This is a genomic window from Acinetobacter sp. ANC_7682, from assembly GCF_056779795.1.
The window spans coordinates 1-20,777 of sequence record NZ_JBWYIQ010000030.1 but is presented as its reverse complement, the minus strand read 5'-3'; the positions used below and the strand labels follow the sequence as shown (position 1 = coordinate 20,777).

Below are 20,777 nucleotides of genomic sequence, written 5' to 3'. Positions count from 1 at the left end.
CCTTAATATACCGCATTAAAGTGTAGCCCTGAGAAAACTCTTTCTCGGGGCGTTTTTATAAGCCAATATTATCTTTACAATTTTTGAATAAAACTTTATTTAAAATCTGCTTATATTGTTCTCATCCATGCTACTTGGATACTCATTGAATTAAAAAAGGAAGATAAAATGAATAAGATTCTTGTTGCTTTAGGTCTTGCTGCTACAGTTGCTTTGGTTGGGTGTAATAAGGATAAAGCTCCTGAAACTGGCGCGACAACTGGTGAACATTTAGAAAATGCTGCTGAACAAGCAGGTGCAGATATTCAAAATGCGACTGAAGATGCAGCTCAATCAACTGCAACTGCAGTCGACAATGCTGCTGATGCGACAGCACAAGCTGCAGATAATGCTGCTGCACATGCTGAAAACGCTGCGCACAACGCTTCAGAAGCGGCTAAAGAAGCAACTGCTAATGCTGCGGCAGCTGTAGAAGAAGGTGCAGCGAATGTAAAAGAAAAAGCTCAACAATAATTTGAGTTTTACCAATTAAAGCCTCTTTAGAGGCTTTAATTTTTTCTCAAATAGTTCAATTTTACAGCCCCAAGATACGAATTAAGCCTATACTGTATGAATAACAACTCATTTTTGAATAACATTTTCAGATAATAAGACAAAATCCTATGAGCTATTCGCACCATACAGAACCACATTATATACATCGCACAGGTTGGTTAAGAGCTGCTGTTCTTGGTGCCAACGACGGTATAATTTCAGTCACTAGTTTAATCATGGGGATGGCAGCAAGTGGCGCGAATCAACATACCCTTTTAATCACTTGTATTGCTGGTTTGATTGCAGGCGCAACGTCCATGGCAGCTGGTGAATATATTTCAGTAAAATCTCAGTCTGATATTGAAGAAGCTGATCTAAAGTTTGAAGCAAGTGAGTTAGCACGCAATCCACAAATCGAACTGAAAGAATTAACGCATATTTATATACAAAGAGGACTATCACCCGAACTTGCTCATCAAGTTGCTATACAACTGAGCGAGCATGATGCGTTAGCTGCACATGCACGTGATGAAATTGGTATCCATGAAAATACAACAGCTCAACCTTTTCAAGCCGCTTGGTCTTCTGCCACCGCCTTTTCAATAGGTGCAGCTTGCCCGATGATCGCTATACTGATCAGTCCTCCTGCATATTTAGAATACAGTGTTGCCATTTTTGGCATTTTAGCGTTATTTATTCTAGGGGCTTTATCTGGATATTTTGCTGGAACGTCTAAAGTAAAATCAGCCTTGCGAATTACGCTTTGGGGAATCGCAGCCATGGCATTTTCAAGTTGGATTGGCTCACTGTTTAATGTACCTGTTGGTTAAATATATAAGTATTATCAATATTTAAAATCAGTATTACTCATCAGAATTTAATGGATAAACGAAGTGTAGGACTATCAACCTGCAACCAATCAATTAAAATGCTGATGTGTTTTATCAGCTTTTCTTATCTCCATGTCCATTATTGCAGCTCAATCTGACCGATCACAGCCATCGGTCTGGATCGCTATTGTTTTATTGATCGTAGGTACCCTTGGTGCTCATCAAATTGTGGGAATTAATCAAGCCCTGTTATTCCTCATTGGTGGCGCGCTTGGTATGACGCTCTACCATGCATCATTTGGTTTTACGTCGAGCTGGCGCGTTTTTATTAAAGAACGCAAAGGTCGCGGTTTACGTGCACAAATGATTATGCTCGCCCTGGCAGTACTGCTCTTCTTCCCAGCTTTAGGTGCAGGTGAGTTATTTGGTCAACCCGTTAAAGGCAACGTCAATCCCGTATCGATGTCCGTGATGATTGGTGCTTTTATTTTCGGAATTGGCATGCAACTGGGTGGTGGTTGCGCATCTGGGACACTTTATACTGTCGGTGGTGGTAGCTCACGTATGCTGATCACTCTATTCTTTTTCTGTTTAGGCTCACTGATCGCAACTTCACATATTGAATGGTGGTTTGCACTGCCACATTTAGCCCCTATTTCAGTAGTACAAAGCTTTGGTGTTATTCCAGCGCTATTACTCAATTTTGTGCTATTTGGTTTAATCGCATTAGCAACAATCTACTTCGAGAAAAAACGCCACGGTCAGCTTGAACAAGAACCTGTTGCAGCACATCAAGGCTGGAAACGTTTCCTAAAGGGACCATGGCCTTTAATTTGGGGTGGTATTATTCTCACCCTGCTTAATTTCGCCACGCTTGCATTGGCTGGTCGCCCATGGGGTGTCACATCTGCGCTTGCAGTATGGGCAGCGAAAGGTGCAACATTAGTCGGAATTGATGTAACAGCTTGGGACTATTGGCAACAACCTGGAAATGCTAAAGCTTTAGTAAATTCGTTGTGGTTTGATATCACCTCTATGATGAATTTTGGCATCATGCTCGGCGCTTTACTTGCAGCAGGTCTCGCTGGAAAATTTGCACCGAGTCTCAATATCCCTAAACGCTCAATTCTAGCAGCAGTCATTGGGGGTATCATGTTGGGTTATGGCGCTCGATTAGCATACGGCTGTAACATCGGTGCTTATTTCAGCGGCATTGCATCAGGCAGTTTACATGGTTGGTTATGGCTCATTTTCGCTTTTATTGGTAATGGTATAGGTGTGAAACTTCGTCCACTATTTTTCCCGAATGAAAAGCCTCAGCCTGAAAAACTTACAGGTTGCTAATCAGCAAATATCGATATTTAAGAACGCCTAATTTCAATTGGGCGTTTTTTTATCTTTCTATAGTGCAATTACAACCATTCAAGAGGATAAGAAAGAAAAAGAAAGGAGTATTAAATTTTTAGCCGATTGAAATCATCTACGCCACCAAAGTTTGTTCTTATAATAAATCTGAATGCGCTTACTCTGAGTTTGATAAATGCTGCATCATCTATATAAAAACCCATCCGAAGATGGGCTTAAAATTTAGATCTTAAAAGTGAAGTCAAGCCTCTACTTTCTTTTTCAAAGTTGCATCTAATTGTTCTTTATCTAATGCATTATCCCAACGTGCTACAACGATTGCTGCACAAGCATTGCCAACAAGATTAGTTAATGCGCGGCATTCAGACATAAAACGATCGATACCTAAAATAAGTGCCATCCCTGCAACAGGTAATGCTGGAACAACGGATAATGTAGCTGCCAGAGTAATAAAGCCCGCACCCGTTACACCTGCAGCCCCTTTTGAACTAATCATCGCAACCAACAAAATTGTGATCTGTTCCCAAATGGTCAAATCGATATTACAGGCTTGAGCAATAAAAAGAGCAGCCATCGTCATATAGATATTTGTACCATCTAAATTAAATGAATATCCAGTTGGAATGACCAAACCAACGACCGACTTTTCACAACCCGCTTTTTCCATTTTATTCATCAGCGTTGGCAGTGCAGCTTCAGAAGAGCTCGTGCCTAATACTAACCATAATTCATCTTTGATATAGCGGATGAGATCAATGATAGAAAATCCATTGTATCGTGCAACTGCTCCCAGAATAAGCAGAACAAATAAAAGTGAAGTAATATAGAACGTTACGATTAATAATAGTAAATTTCCAATACTCGAAATACCGAAAGCACCAATCGTATACGCCATCGCACCAAATGCACCAATTGGAGCTAGTTTCATCAACATACCGACAAGGTAAAATACCGGAGCGGTCAGTGTCGTTAAGAAGTCTGTAACTGGTTTCCCTTTTTCACCCACCGCTGCAAGCGCCAAACCAAATAGAACAGCAACAAATAAAACCTGAAGAATATCACCACCCGCCAAAGGACTAATTAAAGTCTTTGGTATGATATTCATGAAGAAGTCAACAATAGAGGCATCCTGAGCTTTTTCAACATAAGTTGAAACTTTGTCACCTTCTAAAGCAGCAGGATCGATATTAAGACCTTTACCCGGCTGAATAAGATTAGCAACAATCATGCCCACAATCAGCGCAAGCGTAGAGAAAGTTAAAAAGTAAGCCATTGCTTTACCCGTCACTCGCCCCACTGCGCCCATATTCGTCATACCAGCAATACCCGTGACCACAGTCAAGAAAATAACGGGTGCAATGATCATTTTGACGATTTTAATAAAAGCATCGCCAAGAGGTTTTAAACTTGCCCCCAACTCCGGCATAAAATGTCCAAGTGTGACACCCGCAATAATTGCAAAGATGACTTGAACATATAAAATTTGATAAAACTTTTGCTTCTTAGGTGGTTGAGATTGCTCATCAACGTGAATATCCATGGAAGACCCTTCTAATTCAAAAAAGTGAATCCATTGTTAAATGCAATAAATTTCACACTCAAAAATGAATTGCGCGTTAAATAATTTCAAAGGTCGAAATTCTAGTGACATTCACTTTTTGAATGAAAAAGTCGGGCTTAACTATTAGTCTAAGAAAAAAAGATTTATAGAGTCCAATTGGGCTGAGATGACTAAATATGAATCTTCATAAAAATTAACTCATATAAAATTAAGTTTTGATATTTTTAGAAAAAAAATGAAAATTAAAAATTCATAAGTTAATTTTGAATATTAAAAATACAAATAATTTTATTTTATGACCCAATATATACCTATAAAGTATAATTAAATTTCAATGCAATCTAAGAACAATATATATAAATATATAATTCAATATCTTATGTAAATAACCCTTAAAGAAATATAATCAAAAAATATTAATAATTTTAGTAGTATAAATTTAAAACACTCTTAAAAATTGTTTTTATTATATTTTATCAAATAAATTCAATAACTTATTTTTAAAAAATCATACTAAACCTGCTTTTCATTCATATATCTCCAATACCTTTTAGGTACGTATTGAACATGCAACTTAGGATTATCACGTGCCACTATATTTACACTCTTAAAATAATCCTTCCAAAGTTGATCATATAGCTCTTCTTGATCATCGAGTTCAATCATGAATGATTGACTAGAACCTATATGGATATTTTGATCAATTTCGGCTGCATTCAAATTAACTTGATGGACTTGCTTCAAATCATAGTAAATTCCGTAGCGTCGCTTTTCATCATAAATTAACCAACGCTGGTCTTGATAACGTGCTTTGAAATGCTTAGAGATTAAAGGCAGAACATTAAAATCTGGTCTTACTAATGATAAAAATAAACCATCCTTACACTTTTTAAAGCGAACAAATGCCTCCATTCGGTGCTTTTCACGACCAACTTGTTTAGCCCATTGTGCAAGCGCTAAAACATCACGATGACCGAAATTTTTTTCAACGGCATATTGGTGCTTAAAGATATAAATGGAATAATCAAATAGATGTTGGTATGCCACTTCCTGCTCAGACAAAAAAGTAAAATACCAATTACGTAAACTTGAAGCAGAAATTTTAGATTTTAAACCTTGCCAGACTCGTTCCGCTTGCTTTTCTTCACTGTAAACTCGGACTGACTCATCAAACAAATTCTGGTGAGCGTTTCCTTCAGTTTGAACTTTTACGTCGAACTCTTTGAATTGAAAAGCTCTAAAAACACAGCACAGCAACCCAGTCATGGTACCATCAAAAACATACACAGCCATTTAAAACCCAAATCCAAGTTGAGGTGACAGTTGTTTCACATATTTTGATTGCCCACTTTGTAAAATTTGCTGGCGGATCTGATGAGCGTGCTGTTCTCTTTTAAACTTAGGTGTATCAGCACATCGAATAAAATGCTGAGCACGATTATAAGCAACGCCTAAGCGCTTTAACTGATCGATATGAATTTTTCCAAATCGGCGAGCCTGTACAATTTTCTTAGCAGATCTCACACCAATACCAGGAACACGCAAAATCATTTTATATTCAGCAGTATTGATATCCACTGGGAACTGCTCTGGATGTCTTAGAGCCCAACCTAATTTAGGATCAACTTCTAAATCTAAATTAGGGTGTGCTTCATCTACAATTTCGTTGGCTTCAAATCCATAAAAACGCATTAACCAATCTGATTGATATATGCGATTTTCTCGCAATAACGGCGGTGCAGAACCTACAGCAGGCAAAGCAGCCTCTTCTGGATTGATAGGAATATATCCTGAGTAATACACCCGTTTTAATTTAAAATCTTTATAGTGCTTGTCAGCCATCAAGATTACATCACGATCTGTTTCGTGATGCGCACCGACCACCATTTGTGTTGTCTGACCTGCAGGCACAAATTTAGGAACCGACTTGATTAGTTTTCTCTCATCTTTCAATTCAATCAAACGGTCTCTCACAATAGCTAAATCTTTCTGCACTTCTGCATGCGACTTTTCAGGTGCAAATTTCACCAAGCCTTCTTCTGTCGGCATTTCCAAGTTAATGCTCATCCGATCGACATACAGTCCAGCCTCATGAATAATCTCTTGAGAAGCGCCCGGAATAGTTTTGAGATGAATATATCCATTAAAATTTTCTTCAAGCCTTAATTTTTTTACGACTTGAAGCATTCTCTCCATGGTGTAATCCGCGGATTTAAAAATTCCTGAACTTAAAAATAACCCTTCTATATAGTTTCGACGATAAAAATTAATGGTCAGATCTACCACTTCTTGGACGGTAAATGCTGCTCGCTTTACGTCATTTGAACGGCGAGAGACACAATACGCACAATCATAAATACAGACATTTGAGAATAAAATTTTTAATAATGAAACACAGCGACCATCTTCGGTATAACTATGGCAAATTCCGGAACCTGTATTACCAAGACCTTTATCTTTGTTCTTGCGGTTACTACCACTTGAGGAACAAGACACATCATATTTGGCAGCATCAGCTAAAATCTGTAATTTTTCACGGATACGATCAGACATATATGTATGGGGAAGCAATGAGATTTCGAATATTATAATTGTTTATTTATTCTACCAAATGTCAGTGATCACTCATGCGACACAGTTTGACGCTTTGCATTTTCGCACTAAATAATGAATATAATTTGATTCTCTGACCATGATTGTGCAAAGTGAAATTGAATCATGGAGCTTGATTATGTCTTTACTCGAACAATTATCCATTCAGCACCCCATTTTTTTAGCGCCAATGGCTGGGGTATCCACACCAGAACTGGCAGCTGAAGTATCCAATCAAGGTGGATTGGGGTCTCTTGGTTTAGGTGCTGCCAGTATCCAAAATGCTCGACAACAAATAGTTGCAACTCAAAAATTAACAGATTTACCCTTTCAGGTGAATTTCTTTTGCCACAAACCAACTGAACTTGATTCTGAACGGAATCTAAACTGGATAAATTATCTAAAACCCCACTTTGATAACTTTAATACTGAACCACCCAAAGAATTAAAATGTATTTACCCCAGTTTTTTAGATAATGATGATTTTTTAGATTTAGTCTTAGAAACTCGACCTAAGGCGGTGAGTTTTCACTTTGGGATACCTCATGCACATCAAATATCTGCCCTCAAAGAGGCTGGTATTATTACGATGGTATCAGCAACGAACTTAGCGGAAGCTAGAGCAATTGAAGACGCTGGGATTGATATCATCATTGCACAAGGTATTGAAGCGGGAGGACACCGTGGTATTTTTAATGAGCATTTTGACAGTGCAATCAAAACAGCAGATTTAATAAAATTACTTGTTCCTACCTGCAAGATACCTGTCGTAGCAGCTGGTGGAATCATGAATGGCTTTCAAGCTAAATATATGATGAATCTCGGAGCTTCAGCCGTACAACTCGGTACTGCATTTGTACAATGCAAGAGTTCAGCTGCAAATGCAGCTTATCGTAATGCATTATTAAGTAAGCCTTTAACTCAAATTACATCAAGCATCTCTGGGCGACCAGCGAGAGGGATAATCAACAGTTGGTCAACTCTCGTAGATTTACCTCAGCGTGAGTTAGTTGCTCCCTACCCTTATGCATATGATTTAGGTAAACAACTAAATGCAGCAGCATTAACCAACAAAGATGAAAGTTTTGGTGCATTCTGGGCAGGAAGTAATGTAAATCAAATCAGAGTTTTAGAAGCACCTGATTTAATCAATCAAATCATATTAGAAATTGATCAATATGATGCTTAAATAATCGATAAAACCCATACCGAGCTGACGTTTTTTTATCTACAATGAATTGTTAAATTATGTAGCGAAAAGTATGGGTTTTGTATTATTAGCACTTGTGGCGATTGGATTTGGAATAGACACCTATTCACATGCTCAAGATAAAGATCAGTCCACTCAACATAATGTTGAGCAGTTAGATGCTCAAATTTTAAATCAAGATCAATCACAATCTCCTGAAGAGAAAAAATCGGATTCTCAAGTAAATTTACAACCTCTTGAATCTAAACAGTAGAATGTATGAATAACTTATCTCAGTTGAGTGCTGACATATAGAAACTCAACCTGATTTTAATAAATCCACAGATTCCACTTGAACATCACTCATAATTTGCCCTTTTAACAAAAGTAAATCGAAATAATTGGCTACGACTTTGGCTTGTTCCGCTGTACTTTCTACTTTGTACATATTCTGACGAAATTCATTACTTGAGTGGAGACCTTTGGTGTACCACGCGATATGTTTACGTGCAATGCGACAGCCTGAATACTCACCGTAAAATTCATATAGCTCATTCAGATGTCCCAATAGAACTTCTTTCACTTCAGCAATCGATGGCGCTGCAAGTGGCTGTCCCGTTTTTAAATAATGAGCAATTTCTCTAAAAATCCATGGACGACCTTGTGCTGCTCGACCAATCATCACGGCATCAGCACCAGTATGATCTAATACATACTTGGCTTTTTCTGGGCTATCAATATCTCCATTTGCAATGACTGGAATAGAGATATTTTGCTTCACTTCTTTAATTAGATCATAACGTGCAGTATTTAAATACATATCTTCCCGTGTACGACCATGCAATGCTAAAGCTGCAATACCCGCTTGTTCTGCGCGCTTCGACACACGCATAATATTTTCATGTCCGTTTAAAAATCCTAAGCGCGTTTTAAGTGTTACAGGGACATCTACTGCCTCGACCACCGCATCTAAAATTCTAGCTACCAAGTCTTCATCTTGTAAGAGTGCAGAACCTGCTAATTTATTGCACACCTTTTTCGCTGGACAGCCCATATTGATGTCAACGATTTGAGCACCATTTGACACTTGATATCGTGCAGCTTCAGCTAAATCCCGTGGGTCTGATCCTGCTATTTGTGCTGAAATTGGAGCAATTTCACCATCAAAGTTGGCTCGGTAGAGACTTTTCTTGCTCATACGCAGCGTTTTGTCAGAAGTCATCATTTCACTAACTGCATGTCCTGCACCAAAATATTTACACAAGGTTCTAAATGGTCGATCCGTTACACCTGCCATGGGTGCTACAAAAACAGGAGTTGTTTTTTCGCGATCAAATAAATCACGGATCACAGGATGTTGAGACATGAATAATACCAGTGATGATGAAACAGTTTCAGAATGCTTAACTTTTTAAATCTGCACTCATTGAGAGATTGAAATTAGATACAAGCATTAAATTATATAACATTTGAAACTAAAAATATGTTTTATCTCATTTTGCTTGAATGTTAATGGATGAACTTAAGTTCAACACTTAGATTTATATTTGAAGCATGCTGCCATTATCTTGTATACATATAAGTTCTCACAAATCGTGAATGAAATAGTATACTTCGCTAGAATCTTTATCCCTGATACTTTGCATTTATGAAAAATAGCTTTCGCTCTAATGTAATTTTTAAAGCCTGTAGTGTTGCTACATTAAGTTTATTCATGAGTGCTTGTGGTGACTCATCATGGTGGAACACACAAGATAAAACGATTGATGCAGAACAAATCTCAAAACTCATTCCTGGCCGCGTTAATAATCGTGGTTCATGGGCCGAGGATATTTATAAAATAACAGAGCAACTCGGTATACCCCAAACGAAAGAAAATGTGTGTACCATTATTGCTGTAGTCGATCAAGAATCTAATTTTGTTGCAGATCCCCATGTACCCGGACTAGGTGCCAAAGCAGTTAAAGAAATTGAAGATCGTTTAGATGAAAAATTCAAAGATAAATTAGGAGATAGTATCGGAGGCACCGTTGCTGGGTATTTCCAAGAGGTCTTAAAAAATCAGCCAACACCTGAAGACAATTATCTGAAACAAATGCGGAAAGTTTCTACCGAACGAGAATTAGATGAATTGTATCGTGAGATTTTTGCTCACATGGCAAAACACTACCATGTCAGTGCACTCACTGGTGCAGCTAAACTCGTTGGTCAAGATATTGGTGAAAAACTAAATCCCATTACCACTTTAGGCTCTATGCAAGTTCATATTAGCTATGCAAAAGATCATAAGCGCCAAGGTGGAAGTATCGCTGATCTAAGATCAGACCTTTACAGTCAATATGGCGGACTCTATTATGGTATTCACCGCCTGATGATGTATCCAGCAGATTATGATCAACCCATATATCGCTTTGCAGACTACAATTCAGGCATGTATTCAAGTCGTAACGCCGCTTTCCAAAGCATGCTCAATGAATTAACAGCAGCGGAGTTAACGCTTGATGGCGACTTATTACTGTACAATAAAAATGGCAATCCAAAAGCTGAAAAGAGTCAATCTGAACAAGAACTTATCAATGTATTTGCCGCAAATAATGTATTTATTACACCTCGTCAAATTCGAGCTGATTTAAAGAAAGAAAAAGAGAAAAAGTTTGAAGATACGCAAACTTATAAAGCTGTGACTGAGCTTTACGAAAAGAAAATTGGAAAAGAAAAATTTTATGCCATTATGCCTGAAGTGGTTATTTCAGGTCCTAAGCTTAGTCGCGACTACAATACCAACTGGTTTGCTACGCGAGTTAACGGTCGATATCAAACATGTATGCAGAAAGCAAAAAGAATCAAAACCTAGCGTTATTTGATTTTGATGGAACACTGTGTGAAAAAGATAGTTTTACGAGCTTTATCTTTTACGCCTTATCAAAACGACATATTGTTAAGCAAGGACTAAAAACCCTGCCTTGGATTCAAGCCTATTTTTTAAATATCTACCCCGCGCACGCAATGCGCCCTAAGCTATTCAAGGCAATGTTTACTGGATTTTCTAAATCTGATGCAGATCCGATTGCACTTGAATACGCCCATTCATTACAACAACACTTAAACTCACCCATTTATGAACAACTGATCAAGCATCAACTCCGTGGTGACCGCATTGCGATTGTCTCTGCATCCATTGATATTTATTTAAAACCCATTTCTCAAATTTTAAATGTAGATTTGATTTGTACTGAAACTGAAGTGCTTAATCAGTTTTATACGGGTCATTATTCTTCTCCTGATTGTAGTGGCGAAGAAAAAAGACATCGCATACTCAAGCAATATGATGTAGACCAATTTCAATCAATTTATGCTTATGGAAATTCTTATGAGGATCAAGCGATGTTGGATATGGCTGATTATCCTTATATGGTCGGATCATCTCATCAATTACCCGATCTTGACCCACAAAAAAAGCTCGCCTAAGCGAGCTTTTATTAAATAAGAAATTAATAGATCGCCATATGATTGCGATATATAAAGTGTATAACCAACTGTTTTAATTATAGTATTTTGCAAGGTTAAAATATTTAACCTCCCATTTAACCTCCAATCGTGTTCTATACCCTCCTCATATTGGGCAATAAATTGTTTTTTAGCTGCTCCCCTTACTGGTGGCTCAGGTTCTTAATGGATCGGATTATAAAGCTCATCTTTTTTGTGGTGCTTATGCTGCACGTCACTTTTGACTGTCAGTGATTTGTGAGTGGCTTTAAGGTACTCACTTGGTCGCGTTTTAAATGTGAGCAAAATTGCTCATATCTCCCCTTGGGGTGAATATTCCTGATCCGCTACTACACTTTAAAGGCAGTTAAGAGATGCACTCAGATTTGAGCGTATCTTTGTGAGTACCTGATAGTCACGTGCAAAACTCAATTTTGAGGTCTGTCCATATTTGGACACACCCACTCAACGCAATTTTTCGCTCAGTGAATACCGTTGCTCACATCTGAGCATGGCATAGCGATAGCGGAATTCCGCTAGTGGTCTAGGCTTTTAGGGGTGGTCATCTTGACCATACCCACACTGTGTGACTGTACGAAAGTTTCGTAGTTCATTAACCAACGCAATTTTGCTTATATCCCCCAATGGGGGAAATGGTCCCGATCCGAAAACTCTCGGAACGCTAACTACACTTAAAGTGTAGTGAAAAGGAATACCACCTGGCCAACACCAACCCAATAGCCGAATGGTCAAGATAACCATGCAGATTCAACTATCACGGAAATCGTGACAATAGAATAAACAGCTTTAGATCGGTGCAGTCTAATTAGGCGAAAACGCTTCTTTCATAGGATTGTTTCGCAAATGCTGCTTTTATACCAAAAACGAGCTTTAGATTGCTTTAGATCGGTGCAGTCTAATTAGATAAAAGTATCTCTTTCATAGGATTGTTTTGCAAATGCCTATTTTCACTAAAATGACAGTCCTATTTTGGATTGACCTTTGAAAACAATACTTTGAATGCAGTCTAATTAGATAACTAAGCCTAGTCATAATTTAGTTATTTTTAGCTATTCTTATATATACCCGGATCCTGCTTAAGCCGATGATTCCTTAATTTGAATTGTTGGCTTATTTTGATGGGTTAATTGATATGCACATAGTGAGGCGTAAATTCCACTCAGAAATCCATGAAGACTACGTGCTTGACTCGTCACTAAATTGTATTGCCCCTTCAATAAACTGAATAATGTTTCTATCTTATTGCGTTGTCTTAGGTGATATTCATCTGATGCACAGAGTTGAATAGCCCGCATATTCTTTCGATGATAAGTAATCAAATCAATACCTTGATCTTTCAATCTGATTTTTAATTCTTGGCTGATGTAACCTCGATCCCCGTAAAGTTTTGCTTCTATACCAGCAACCAATTGCTCAACCATTTTTATGTCAGCAACATGTCCATTCGATAAAGCAGAGCAGGCAATTTCACCAAATTGATTCATCGCAATATGTAATTTACAGCCATAAAACCAGCCCATTGAGCTTCTACCACGTGATGCAATTTGGACTAATGATTTATGACGCTGAATACGTTGATTTTTACAAACTGGCAGAGTTGTTGAATCAATCCATAAATATTGTGTAGCTTGGTCTTTCATCAGCGCCACATGTAAAGCGTGTAGGGCCAATTAGTGCATATTGATCAGATGAATCATCCTTTGATAGCAAGGCAAGTACTTAAATAAATGGCTTTTATCTTCTTTTAACCAGGTGAAAAAGGCTTTGAAATTATTGAAATGAGAGCATTTGTACCAAATGGCAATAAAGCAGATTTCTGAAATTGTGAGTTGAGCAGTTCTGATTCTTAAGGAACCACAGTTTTGTTTGAGAAACTCCCAATAAGTTGATTCAAATTTAAGAAAAAAATCATCAATTACGCAGAATAATTCGGTACTATTGAACATCAGGACTAGAGTTGTGAGTTTGGTGTGGTAACTCAACTGATGGCTCTAGTCCTCTTATTTTTCAAGTCAATTTCTTATCCGCGATTCAGGTAATGTTAATATATTAAAAGTTTAATAAGGTAATTAAAGAGTTCTTATGAAAAATTCTATAAAAATTTTGGTAGCTGGCTTGCTTACAGTAAGTGTCCAAAATGTATTTGCTGAGAAAGTTGGCTATGGTTGGTGTGAAGGGTTTTATGGTCAACAATATTCAACAACAAATAAAGTCTATACTCAGGTATTCACAATACCTATTCCTATAAAAGACCGTCAAGCAATGGTAAAAGCATTTGATAATTCCGTTATAAATAAAACAGCTACAATTATTCCATCTATTACCCAGTCTGGTTTAAAAGTTATTAATCAATCAAAATGTTTTGTTGGTGTGGATAATTTTGAAAAAGATCTGGAGCATCTCAACTATCTGAAACCTCAAGGCTTGGGAACATTACATCTCACGAAATGGTTACCAGAAGGGGCGAAGGTTCATCCCATTCAAGAGTAATTAGAAATGCTGGTTATACAGATTAAATAATGGAATCTGTATAACCGTAATTATTTTGAGAGGCTCTTATACTGAATTTAATTAACACTTTTTTAAATATACGACACGCCATTAATTTAGATTGACAGCACCATATCAAAAAACACTATAAAAACACCTTCAAAGCCTTATCAGATAAGCGTTACAACCATTTTGTTAAAGTTGCATTTCGTCAAGGTACGTCAAGGTAAATAAATCGAATCCGTATAACTACGTATAACAAGGAAAGACCCCTATCCCCCACATCAATGTAAAGAATCCCCCCCTTATTTTCTTGTTTTACAGCACCGCATCAAAAAGACCATCAAAACCACACTCAAACATTGTCATATCAAGGTTTACGCCGTTTTTAACTATTGTCTATCTTGTATAACTACGTAAAACAAATATCAGGTTTTATCAGGTTCAATCGTTGGGTTTTGCTGGGTTCTAATTTCAAGTCTTATCAGGTTCAAAGGTTAAGTTTTGTAAGGTTCAAATACTTACTATCACTATTCTTAGTGAGTTATCTAGGATGAACAGGACGGCGAAAAATGTCAGAAACGCACAGTAAAAATGTCAGAAACGCACAGTAAAAATGTCAGAAACGGACGGTAAAAATGTCAGAAACGGACGGTAAAAATGTCAGAAACGGACGGTAAAAATGTCAGAAACGCACAGTTTCCGGCTGTGTAACGGTAGACATGAGTAAAATTTAGTCTATATATTCAAGAATTATTAATCAGTCTGTTATTTAGCTACTATTCTCATAGGCTGAAAATCATCAATATGAACTTTCTTGGCCTTCAGTAGATCTTCTCTTTTACCATCTACGACCAAGACGGCGCGCTTAACCTGAACTGTCCAAGTACGATCTGCTCCACACATTGTTTCAGATTCAAGAAAAACATTTCCAAATGCTTTACCCTGAAGATTTTGTATATCGCCGTAGGTTATTAACCTGAGTTCGACATAAAAAATAATAAAAAAAAAGCCTTAGCATCTGTAATATCTTGGTTACGAAGACAAAACATTTCAGAGCAAGGCTTTTTCATGGACTATATTACCGAATTATTTTGTATCTTGGATGATTTCTGCAAAAAGTTTAATGAATCTTTAGAGAAAGCTCTAATTTCTGATCAAAAAACAACAATGAAAAAGTCAGCTTTAAGCCTGTCTGAAGTTATGACTATTGTCATTTTATTTCATAAATCTGGATTTAGATTTTTCAAATATTTTTATTGCCAAATGCTCGTTCCATTTTGGAAATCAGCTTTTCCCAAGCTTCTTAGCTACAATCGTTTCATTGAAATAATGCCGCGTTGTTTGCAAGCTTTGAGTAGTTTCTTCCATCAAGTTAAAGGAGAAGATACCGGAATTTGTATTATTGATTCGACTAAATTGGTCGTTTGCCATAATCTTAGAATTAAAAGACACCGTGTATTTAAAGGCTTAGCTGGTCGTGGTAAAAGTAGCACAGGTTGGTTTTATGGATTTAAAGTCCATATTGTTATCAACAACTTGGGTGAAATTATTAATCTCAAGATTACATCGGGAAGTGTTCATGATGTTGCTGTACTTGAATCTTTAACCCAAGAGTTAAAAGGTATTTTACTGGGCGATAAAGGCTATCTGAGTAAAGCAAAAACTGAAGCTTTAGCAGCAAGGGGGCTCAGACTATTAACCCCGTCACGCAAGAATATGAAAAATAAACCCATCCAAACTGAAGAAGAAAAACAATTGCTTTGCAGAAGAGGATTGATCGAAACAGTGAATGATCAGTTAAAAAACTTACATCAAATTGACCATTCACGTCATCGTTCGGTGAATAACTTTATGGTGAATATTATGGCTGCTATAGTGGCTTATTGCTTAAATCCAAATAAGCCAACTTTCCAAAACTTGCTAAAAAGCTAAAATATTTCATCGAACTCAGGTTATTACATTTTCCGAAGTCCCCTGCACTCTGCCGGATCTGTCCTTTGCTACCAGGTCTAAATACAGTTTGTCATAGGTTCCAAGAAAATCATGGATTGTCACATCCACTACGGCGGAACAGATGCCAGAGTTCACATAGCTAGTCTTAGAATGCTGAAGTGTAATTGGGGTGGCCAAAGCGACTGAGCTCATAAGAGCCATTAGAGAGACCGCTATTATCTTCTTCATGATGTGAAATTCCTTTTTCTACTAAAATTATGTATACGGTGTTATCAGAGGCTGTATTTCAAGTGAGTCAAGCAAGCCACTGTCTCTTTCCCAGGTATCGACCGCTTTGATCCCGTAACGGCTACTGGAACGTCCATGCGCTTTAATGACTGGTTCAGGGAAATTCTTCTTATTTCTCCAGCTGATCAGAGTACCTTTAGTAATTCCATAACGCTTCAATAGCTCAGGTGTCGAGATGTATAGGGTCATTAGCTGTTATCTCTTAAGCTGTATCCACAAATGTGAGAATTCATTATGTTATTGCACTCTGTATAAGGCTCATAAGAGAATCCATGCTATCCCAACCAGCATCTACAATTTTCATTGTTAGATGCTTTAATCCCTCTGCAGGTAGTTCTTTAATAGCATCAAGCATAGTGGTTTTACGCTCATAACTAAGATCAGAACTCATGATCTTAGTAACCAGAATAGCTCTGAGTTGCTCAGTTTCAAATTTGATTGTAACTGTACCCAAGATTGCAGATAGTCCGCCGTCATCAGCCAAGAAATCCATGCCTTTGTGATTTAGCCTGGTATTTCCTAGAGTCCAAGTTTGCCCTCCACCGAATCCAAGGGTTAAATGAATACTCTTTTCCTCTAATAATCCGTGAGACTGTAAATAATAAAGATTAGTGAAAAGCTTTGTTTGAAAGTCACTATCCCTATATCGCTCATCTTGTGAAAAATTATAAGCAGCTGGATATACCTCGGCCATTTTTGTCATAAGTTCAAGCTGAAATTCTCGATCTAAGATCATTTTATTTTCGTCCTATGCCTGCAGGTAATTCTCAGAAATTATCCAGCTCTTCTTCTTACCATCATAAATAGGCTGTAATTTAGCAATAGTCACATAATGCCAAAATCCATGACGTTCATTATGGATCGGAAGTACGACCACGAAATCTCCTTTCTTGAATTGGGCTTGAACATCTCCGCATGGTGCACTTACTTCCTGATACCCATCTTTAGTCACAAGATTTACTTGCACATCAATGGCGGATCGTCCCAAGCTTGCCATAGCTGGATCTTGTAAGGTTATCTGCAGGGATGCTTCATCTAATACGAAACCATGGATAGGCTGATTACTCTTAACCTCTGAAGTATATTTTTTACGGAGGAAGGCTGTTAACTCCTCTCTACTATCAAAAACTCTGACCTGATTCATTTTATTTTGGTATAGCATGAATCCTAAACTACTAATGGCTATTGCTATAATCAGAGCCAGAATATAAAGCATCTCAATTCTCTTTATTTTGATATTTCAAATGAACAATACATATCCTATCTATAGAAAAATAGAAAGGAGCCGAAGCTCCTTTTTTTATTGCCCGATGACTTTACCAAAATCCGGGGCTTCTATCTCATCCCATTCTCCCCACCACTGTGTCCGGTCCTGCTCACGCTCGGCCTTTCTAATAAGCTTTTCACGATAACCTGGTGCAATGGCATCTTGAAGGCCATCAAAGATTAGTTTGTTAGTAGCAGCCTTTGTATACCAAAGATTTTGAGCAGGGATTTTGCTTTTAAGCAATCGGTAAGCTTCGTTGCCAGCATTAGTATCCTTGCCCTCATACCATTGATTCAGGTTACCGAAGGTTAGAGATAGGATAGCTTTTGCATCACTACCTACTGGACCAACTAAAAAGTCAGTAGTATCACGCCCACTTGGGTCCATACCTGCCACCATAATGTCACCTATGATTGGCATACCGCCACCAGCAACAAAGGCACGAGTGAAAAACTTTGCTTCTGTCTCCAGGTTGTCATCATCATCAAACATGGCAGCCGGATCATTACCTAAGGCAAGCTCTTTAAGTTGAACAACTAATCCACCAAGTAATGTAGTCATGCCAAGTAATGAGCCAGCATACCAAGCCCTACTAGCCCAACCGTTTTTAGATAGGGTACGGCTGCCATGTCGCATAAGGAAGGCTAGAGGGAACGATTTAAACTGAGTTACACAGCGCCAAAACTCCCCCATTTCTGTACCAGCTCTGCCTACTTGGAACTTGGTACGCTCTCGAATGCCTGCCTCAATAATTGCCATACCTTGCTCATCAAGAATATGGGTATGCAGTCTAGTTGATACTTCATCCTTAATTCGTTTTGGATCGCCAAACTCAGCGAGCTTCTCATCTGGAATACGTTGGATAGCTTGGGCATGCATTAATGGGTTGCCCTTTGGATCTATTATTGGCTCGGCTAATTGCATCACCTTCCAATCCATTTCTGAGAGGCCACCCCCTTGGATTAACTCACGGTCTACGGCGCTAAGATCGTTCCAGTTTTTAGAGCGTGTTAAATCTGCAAATTTGTTCATCATCATAGTGGAATAGCCCATCTTAGATGCAGCAGTAAGAGCGTTTAAGCCAGATACACGTAGCACCTGAGTAGCTAGAGAACTTGAAGCCTTAGCAATCTGTTCAGCACGGCCATGCACAGACGTTAGACCATCGTCCGACCAGCGATTAAGAGAACCTAGCATCTCCTCAGTGGCAAGCCCTAGACTATGAGCGAAACGCCTGTCTTCTGCATTTGCTGGATTCAACATCCGAAGCATCTCACCAAATACTTTCCGGTATGCAATTCTATTTACGTGGGCTGTTTTCAGCATCATAGCCTGATCAGTGGCAGAAGATAGGACAGTACCGCCCAGCATTGAGGCCACATTCATGGAGCGATATGTTAGTCCAGCATTGGCAAGCACCTTACTCTCTGGTGGATTCTGCCCGGTAAACTCATCAAACATAGTCTCAGCACGTACAAGGGACTTGTTTACTTTGTCCAGCTTAACGCCATTTTGTACAGTGTCGATATGTCTAGCACTTTTCATAAGGATCTGCATGGCAGGGCGTGGGTTACTTCCGAAGGTTTCCACTAAGGCAATATCTTTCGACATACTTGTAATGTGACTTTCCAGGATGTCTACAAGCTGCATGCCACCATATTGGGATTGATAGTCCATCCATGCATCTGCATTCTTGAAGTTAAGTACACGCCCTTCCTGATGCTTGCTAGTGACTTTTGCACCGCCACCGACATAACCTTTCCCTACTTCAATTTTATTGGCACCGTCCGTCACAATAGACGTGTAGATATCCCCTAATACACCTCTTAATTCATCATCAGGCATTAGATTGCCTTGAGCGTCTACAAAGTCCTCACGTTTGATCAGGTTGATAATGTCATTAGTCCACTGCTCTTGACCTGCCTCAGCTACTTTTTGTGGGCTGTGGTGTTGTGGCAATGCATAATCACGGCGTTTTTTAATGTCACCGCCTGCACGATTAAAACGCTCTAGAATGTCATCAAAGGTCTTACTAATGCCTTGAGCAGCTTTAAGCGCCGTAGCGTCTCCAGTGCTTTCCCCATGTAGTTCCTTGATGATGTTTTGGACCATAACCTTATCGGTGAATATGCCCAGGCCACCTTTGATATTTAGATAGGTGTCTACCAATTGCCCCCGGTAAAGGTCTGCTATCACTCTGGTCTTAGAGTCTGCAGACTGAATGCCTGACATATCGCCATACGCTGCAACCATCCGGTCTATACGCTCTGATGCGCTTATCTTGAGTGCTGGATCTTGAAGAATGGCTAGGTTTTTATTTTGGATAAGAATGTCTTGTACGGCTATTCGCTTCTTGCGTTCAAAATCAGCCCGAATATCTTCCGCTACTTGCTTGCTGGCAGCAGACAGCTTTTCCAGATCGGTTAAGCCTCTCCAGTGGTCAATGTCTTTACGCGCTAGATTCACCATAGCCTGATTGATTCGGGCTTCAATATTCTGCACTTCCTGAGCATTCAAAGAGGCTTTACCCAGAGCCTTGGCTACGGCCTGCTTACATTGTTCTTTCATTTCTAATTCCTAAGTACCCAAGCATTGGATTCAATGCAATTTCATACTCATAAATTAAAATACTGACGCCCCCCAAAAAATGGGTGTATACAGCAATGAAAAAAGGAGCAATAAATGCTCCCAGACTTAATGTATTTTGGCTTTACTTATTAATCTTACTCCTGATTTTTTACCCACATACAGAGACTGCAAAACTGATTTAATAAACTGAATTTTTTTAACGATTTGTCTGACTTCAAAATCAAATGTATTCCGATTGAGTAAACGCTTAAACTCATGCTTAGGATCTAGGTGATACGCCGTAATGATTAGTGGATTAGGTGCGCTGCTTAAACTTTTAAGAATCCCGTACAAATGGGTAAAATAAAATGCCTTATTATTTTTGTTTGCCAAATAAGTAAGCCGGTGAATTAGTTCTTCCAAATGAGATGCTATTTTTAATAAATGAGCCTGATACTCGCTATTAAATAATTGACTCGATTCTTTCCCGTTGGTTTGCCTCTGAAACGGCTTTGTTGCACAAACCTATCTGTAAAGGCTTTTTCAGCGATATAATTTTCAAATGAAGAAGCCTACACACAAAATCTACCGCACAACCAATTGGCCCGCATATAACCGAGCACTCATGAG

General features: G+C 38.5%; 17 protein-coding genes and 3 pseudogenes. 9 read left to right on the top strand and 11 right to left on the bottom strand.

The features are described from left to right. Positions 1-168 precede the first annotated feature (168 nt). The 3 genes from AC1M9D_RS11390 to AC1M9D_RS11380 all read left to right on the top strand — a co-directional run bounded on the left by AC1M9D_RS11390 (position 169) and on the right by AC1M9D_RS11380 (position 2,708). Positions 169-513 (top strand): hypothetical protein, encoded by a 345-nt coding sequence (locus tag AC1M9D_RS11390; RefSeq protein WP_035265393.1) that lies wholly within the window; start codon positions 169-171, stop codon positions 511-513. A 149-nt stretch (positions 514-662) separates the two neighbouring features. Beyond that, positions 663-1,364 carry a VIT1/CCC1 transporter family protein gene (locus tag AC1M9D_RS11385; RefSeq protein WP_481612214.1) on the top strand — a complete coding sequence of 234 codons (702 nt, stop codon included), beginning with the start codon at positions 663-665 and terminating at the stop codon, positions 1,362-1,364. Positions 1,365-1,496: 132 nt separating this feature from the next. Beyond that, on the top strand, positions 1,497-2,708 hold the full coding sequence (locus AC1M9D_RS11380) for a YeeE/YedE family protein (protein WP_481612213.1): 1,212 nt from the start codon (positions 1,497-1,499) through the stop codon (positions 2,706-2,708). 262 nt (positions 2,709-2,970) lie between these two features. Here AC1M9D_RS11380 and AC1M9D_RS11375 read toward each other — a convergent pair whose 3' ends face one another. The 3 genes from AC1M9D_RS11375 to AC1M9D_RS11365 form a co-directional block, all read right to left on the bottom strand. Then, the gene (locus AC1M9D_RS11375; RefSeq protein ID WP_035265514.1) at positions 2,971-4,269 is read right to left on the bottom strand and encodes a dicarboxylate/amino acid:cation symporter; all 1,299 of its coding nucleotides are present in this window, start codon (positions 4,267-4,269) and stop codon (positions 2,971-2,973) included. 534 nt (positions 4,270-4,803) lie between these two features. Continuing rightward, on the bottom strand, positions 4,804-5,583 hold the full coding sequence (locus tag AC1M9D_RS11370) for a TIGR03915 family putative DNA repair protein (protein ID WP_481597344.1): 780 nt from the start codon (positions 5,581-5,583) through the stop codon (positions 4,804-4,806). Then, entirely contained in the window at positions 5,584-6,843 is a 1,260-nt protein-coding gene (locus AC1M9D_RS11365) for a putative DNA modification/repair radical SAM protein (protein WP_481612212.1), read from the bottom strand. 178 nt (positions 6,844-7,021) lie between these two features. Here AC1M9D_RS11365 and AC1M9D_RS11360 point away from each other — a divergent pair, with 178 nt between their 5' ends. Then, positions 7,022-8,071, top strand: a complete 1,050-nt coding sequence (locus AC1M9D_RS11360) for an NAD(P)H-dependent flavin oxidoreductase (RefSeq protein ID WP_481612211.1) — start codon at positions 7,022-7,024, stop codon at positions 8,069-8,071. Between the two features lie 73 nt (positions 8,072-8,144). Next, on the top strand, positions 8,145-8,345 hold the full coding sequence (locus AC1M9D_RS11355) for a hypothetical protein (RefSeq protein WP_481612210.1): 201 nt from the start codon (positions 8,145-8,147) through the stop codon (positions 8,343-8,345). Positions 8,346-8,390: 45 nt separating this feature from the next. On the opposite strand, the gene dusB is transcribed toward AC1M9D_RS11355, so the two are convergent. Next, positions 8,391-9,437, bottom strand: coding sequence for a tRNA dihydrouridine synthase DusB (gene dusB / locus AC1M9D_RS11350; RefSeq protein ID WP_481612209.1), 1,047 nt, complete (start codon positions 9,435-9,437; stop codon positions 8,391-8,393). Between the two features lie 282 nt (positions 9,438-9,719). On the opposite strand from dusB, the gene AC1M9D_RS11345 reads away from it, so the two are divergent. Continuing rightward, positions 9,720-10,925 carry a DUF1615 domain-containing protein gene (locus tag AC1M9D_RS11345; RefSeq protein ID WP_035265483.1) on the top strand — a complete coding sequence of 402 codons (1,206 nt, stop codon included), beginning with the start codon at positions 9,720-9,722 and terminating at the stop codon, positions 10,923-10,925. Further along, the gene (locus AC1M9D_RS11340; RefSeq protein ID WP_481612208.1) at positions 10,892-11,539 is read left to right on the top strand and encodes an HAD-IB family hydrolase; all 648 of its coding nucleotides are present in this window, start codon (positions 10,892-10,894) and stop codon (positions 11,537-11,539) included. Before AC1M9D_RS11345 ends, AC1M9D_RS11340 begins: the two co-directional genes overlap by 34 nt. Positions 11,540-12,654: 1,115 nt before the next feature. Here the strand turns inward: AC1M9D_RS11340 and AC1M9D_RS11335 are convergent. After that, a pseudogene (locus AC1M9D_RS11335) lies at positions 12,655-13,524 on the bottom strand (IS982-like element ISAcsp2 family transposase). 136 nt (positions 13,525-13,660) lie between these two features. On the opposite strand from AC1M9D_RS11335, the gene AC1M9D_RS11330 reads away from it, so the two are divergent. Further along, on the top strand, positions 13,661-14,068 hold the full coding sequence (locus AC1M9D_RS11330; RefSeq protein ID WP_286379802.1) for a hypothetical protein: 408 nt from the start codon (positions 13,661-13,663) through the stop codon (positions 14,066-14,068). A 768-nt stretch (positions 14,069-14,836) separates the two neighbouring features. On the opposite strand, the pseudogene AC1M9D_RS11325 reads toward AC1M9D_RS11330, so the two are convergent. After that, a pseudogene (locus AC1M9D_RS11325) lies at positions 14,837-15,046 on the bottom strand (hypothetical protein); the annotation flags it as partial. Between the two features lie 93 nt (positions 15,047-15,139). On the opposite strand from AC1M9D_RS11325, the gene AC1M9D_RS11320 reads away from it, so the two are divergent. Beyond that, entirely contained in the window at positions 15,140-16,003 is an 864-nt protein-coding gene (locus AC1M9D_RS11320; RefSeq protein WP_180186330.1) for an IS982 family transposase, read from the top strand. A gap of 18 nt (positions 16,004-16,021) precedes the next feature. On the opposite strand, the pseudogene AC1M9D_RS11315 reads toward AC1M9D_RS11320, so the two are convergent. The 5 genes and pseudogenes from AC1M9D_RS11315 to AC1M9D_RS11295 all read right to left on the bottom strand — a co-directional run. Continuing rightward, positions 16,022-16,252 (bottom strand): annotated as a pseudogene (locus AC1M9D_RS11315) (hypothetical protein); the annotation flags it as partial. 27 nt (positions 16,253-16,279) lie between these two features. Continuing rightward, positions 16,280-16,501, bottom strand: coding sequence for a hypothetical protein (locus tag AC1M9D_RS11310; protein WP_257222957.1), 222 nt, complete (start codon positions 16,499-16,501; stop codon positions 16,280-16,282). A 43-nt stretch (positions 16,502-16,544) separates the two neighbouring features. Next, positions 16,545-17,048 (bottom strand): hypothetical protein, encoded by a 504-nt coding sequence (locus AC1M9D_RS11305; RefSeq protein ID WP_286379804.1) that lies wholly within the window; start codon positions 17,046-17,048, stop codon positions 16,545-16,547. A gap of 12 nt (positions 17,049-17,060) precedes the next feature. After that, complete coding sequence (locus AC1M9D_RS11300) at positions 17,061-17,528, bottom strand: hypothetical protein (protein ID WP_286379805.1); 468 nt, start codon at positions 17,526-17,528, stop codon at positions 17,061-17,063. Between the two features lie 84 nt (positions 17,529-17,612). After that, positions 17,613-20,147 carry a hypothetical protein gene (locus AC1M9D_RS11295; RefSeq protein WP_481612207.1) on the bottom strand — a complete coding sequence of 845 codons (2,535 nt, stop codon included), beginning with the start codon at positions 20,145-20,147 and terminating at the stop codon, positions 17,613-17,615. Positions 20,148-20,777: the final 630 nt, after the last annotated feature.

What these genes read in the sequence shown, in the direction of transcription:
- AC1M9D_RS11375 (WP_035265514.1), bottom strand. Translation starts at nt 4,269, where the DNA reads ATGGATATTCACGTTGATGAGCAATCTCAACCACCTAAGAAGCAAAAG.
- AC1M9D_RS11360 (WP_481612211.1), top strand. Translation starts at nt 7,022, where the DNA reads ATGTCTTTACTCGAACAATTATCCATTCAGCACCCCATTTTTTTAGCG.
- AC1M9D_RS11380 (WP_481612213.1), top strand. Translation starts at nt 1,497, where the DNA reads ATGTCCATTATTGCAGCTCAATCTGACCGATCACAGCCATCGGTCTGG.
- AC1M9D_RS11365 (WP_481612212.1), bottom strand. Translation starts at nt 6,843, where the DNA reads ATGTCTGATCGTATCCGTGAAAAATTACAGATTTTAGCTGATGCTGCC.
- AC1M9D_RS11330 (WP_286379802.1), top strand. Translation starts at nt 13,661, where the DNA reads ATGAAAAATTCTATAAAAATTTTGGTAGCTGGCTTGCTTACAGTAAGT.
- dusB (WP_481612209.1), bottom strand. Translation starts at nt 9,437, where the DNA reads ATGTCTCAACATCCTGTGATCCGTGATTTATTTGATCGCGAAAAAACA.
- AC1M9D_RS11340 (WP_481612208.1), top strand. Translation starts at nt 10,892, where the DNA reads ATGTATGCAGAAAGCAAAAAGAATCAAAACCTAGCGTTATTTGATTTT.
- AC1M9D_RS11355 (WP_481612210.1), top strand. Translation starts at nt 8,145, where the DNA reads ATGGGTTTTGTATTATTAGCACTTGTGGCGATTGGATTTGGAATAGAC.
- AC1M9D_RS11345 (WP_035265483.1), top strand. Translation starts at nt 9,720, where the DNA reads ATGAAAAATAGCTTTCGCTCTAATGTAATTTTTAAAGCCTGTAGTGTT.
- AC1M9D_RS11295 (WP_481612207.1), bottom strand. Translation starts at nt 20,147, where the DNA reads ATGAAAGAACAATGTAAGCAGGCCGTAGCCAAGGCTCTGGGTAAAGCC.
- AC1M9D_RS11320 (WP_180186330.1), top strand. Translation starts at nt 15,140, where the DNA reads ATGGACTATATTACCGAATTATTTTGTATCTTGGATGATTTCTGCAAA.
- AC1M9D_RS11390 (WP_035265393.1), top strand. Translation starts at nt 169, where the DNA reads ATGAATAAGATTCTTGTTGCTTTAGGTCTTGCTGCTACAGTTGCTTTG.
- AC1M9D_RS11310 (WP_257222957.1), bottom strand. Translation starts at nt 16,501, where the DNA reads ATGACCCTATACATCTCGACACCTGAGCTATTGAAGCGTTATGGAATT.
- AC1M9D_RS11385 (WP_481612214.1), top strand. Translation starts at nt 663, where the DNA reads ATGAGCTATTCGCACCATACAGAACCACATTATATACATCGCACAGGT.
- AC1M9D_RS11305 (WP_286379804.1), bottom strand. Translation starts at nt 17,048, where the DNA reads ATGATCTTAGATCGAGAATTTCAGCTTGAACTTATGACAAAAATGGCC.
- AC1M9D_RS11300 (WP_286379805.1), bottom strand. Translation starts at nt 17,528, where the DNA reads ATGCTTTATATTCTGGCTCTGATTATAGCAATAGCCATTAGTAGTTTA.
- AC1M9D_RS11370 (WP_481597344.1), bottom strand. Translation starts at nt 5,583, where the DNA reads ATGGCTGTGTATGTTTTTGATGGTACCATGACTGGGTTGCTGTGCTGT.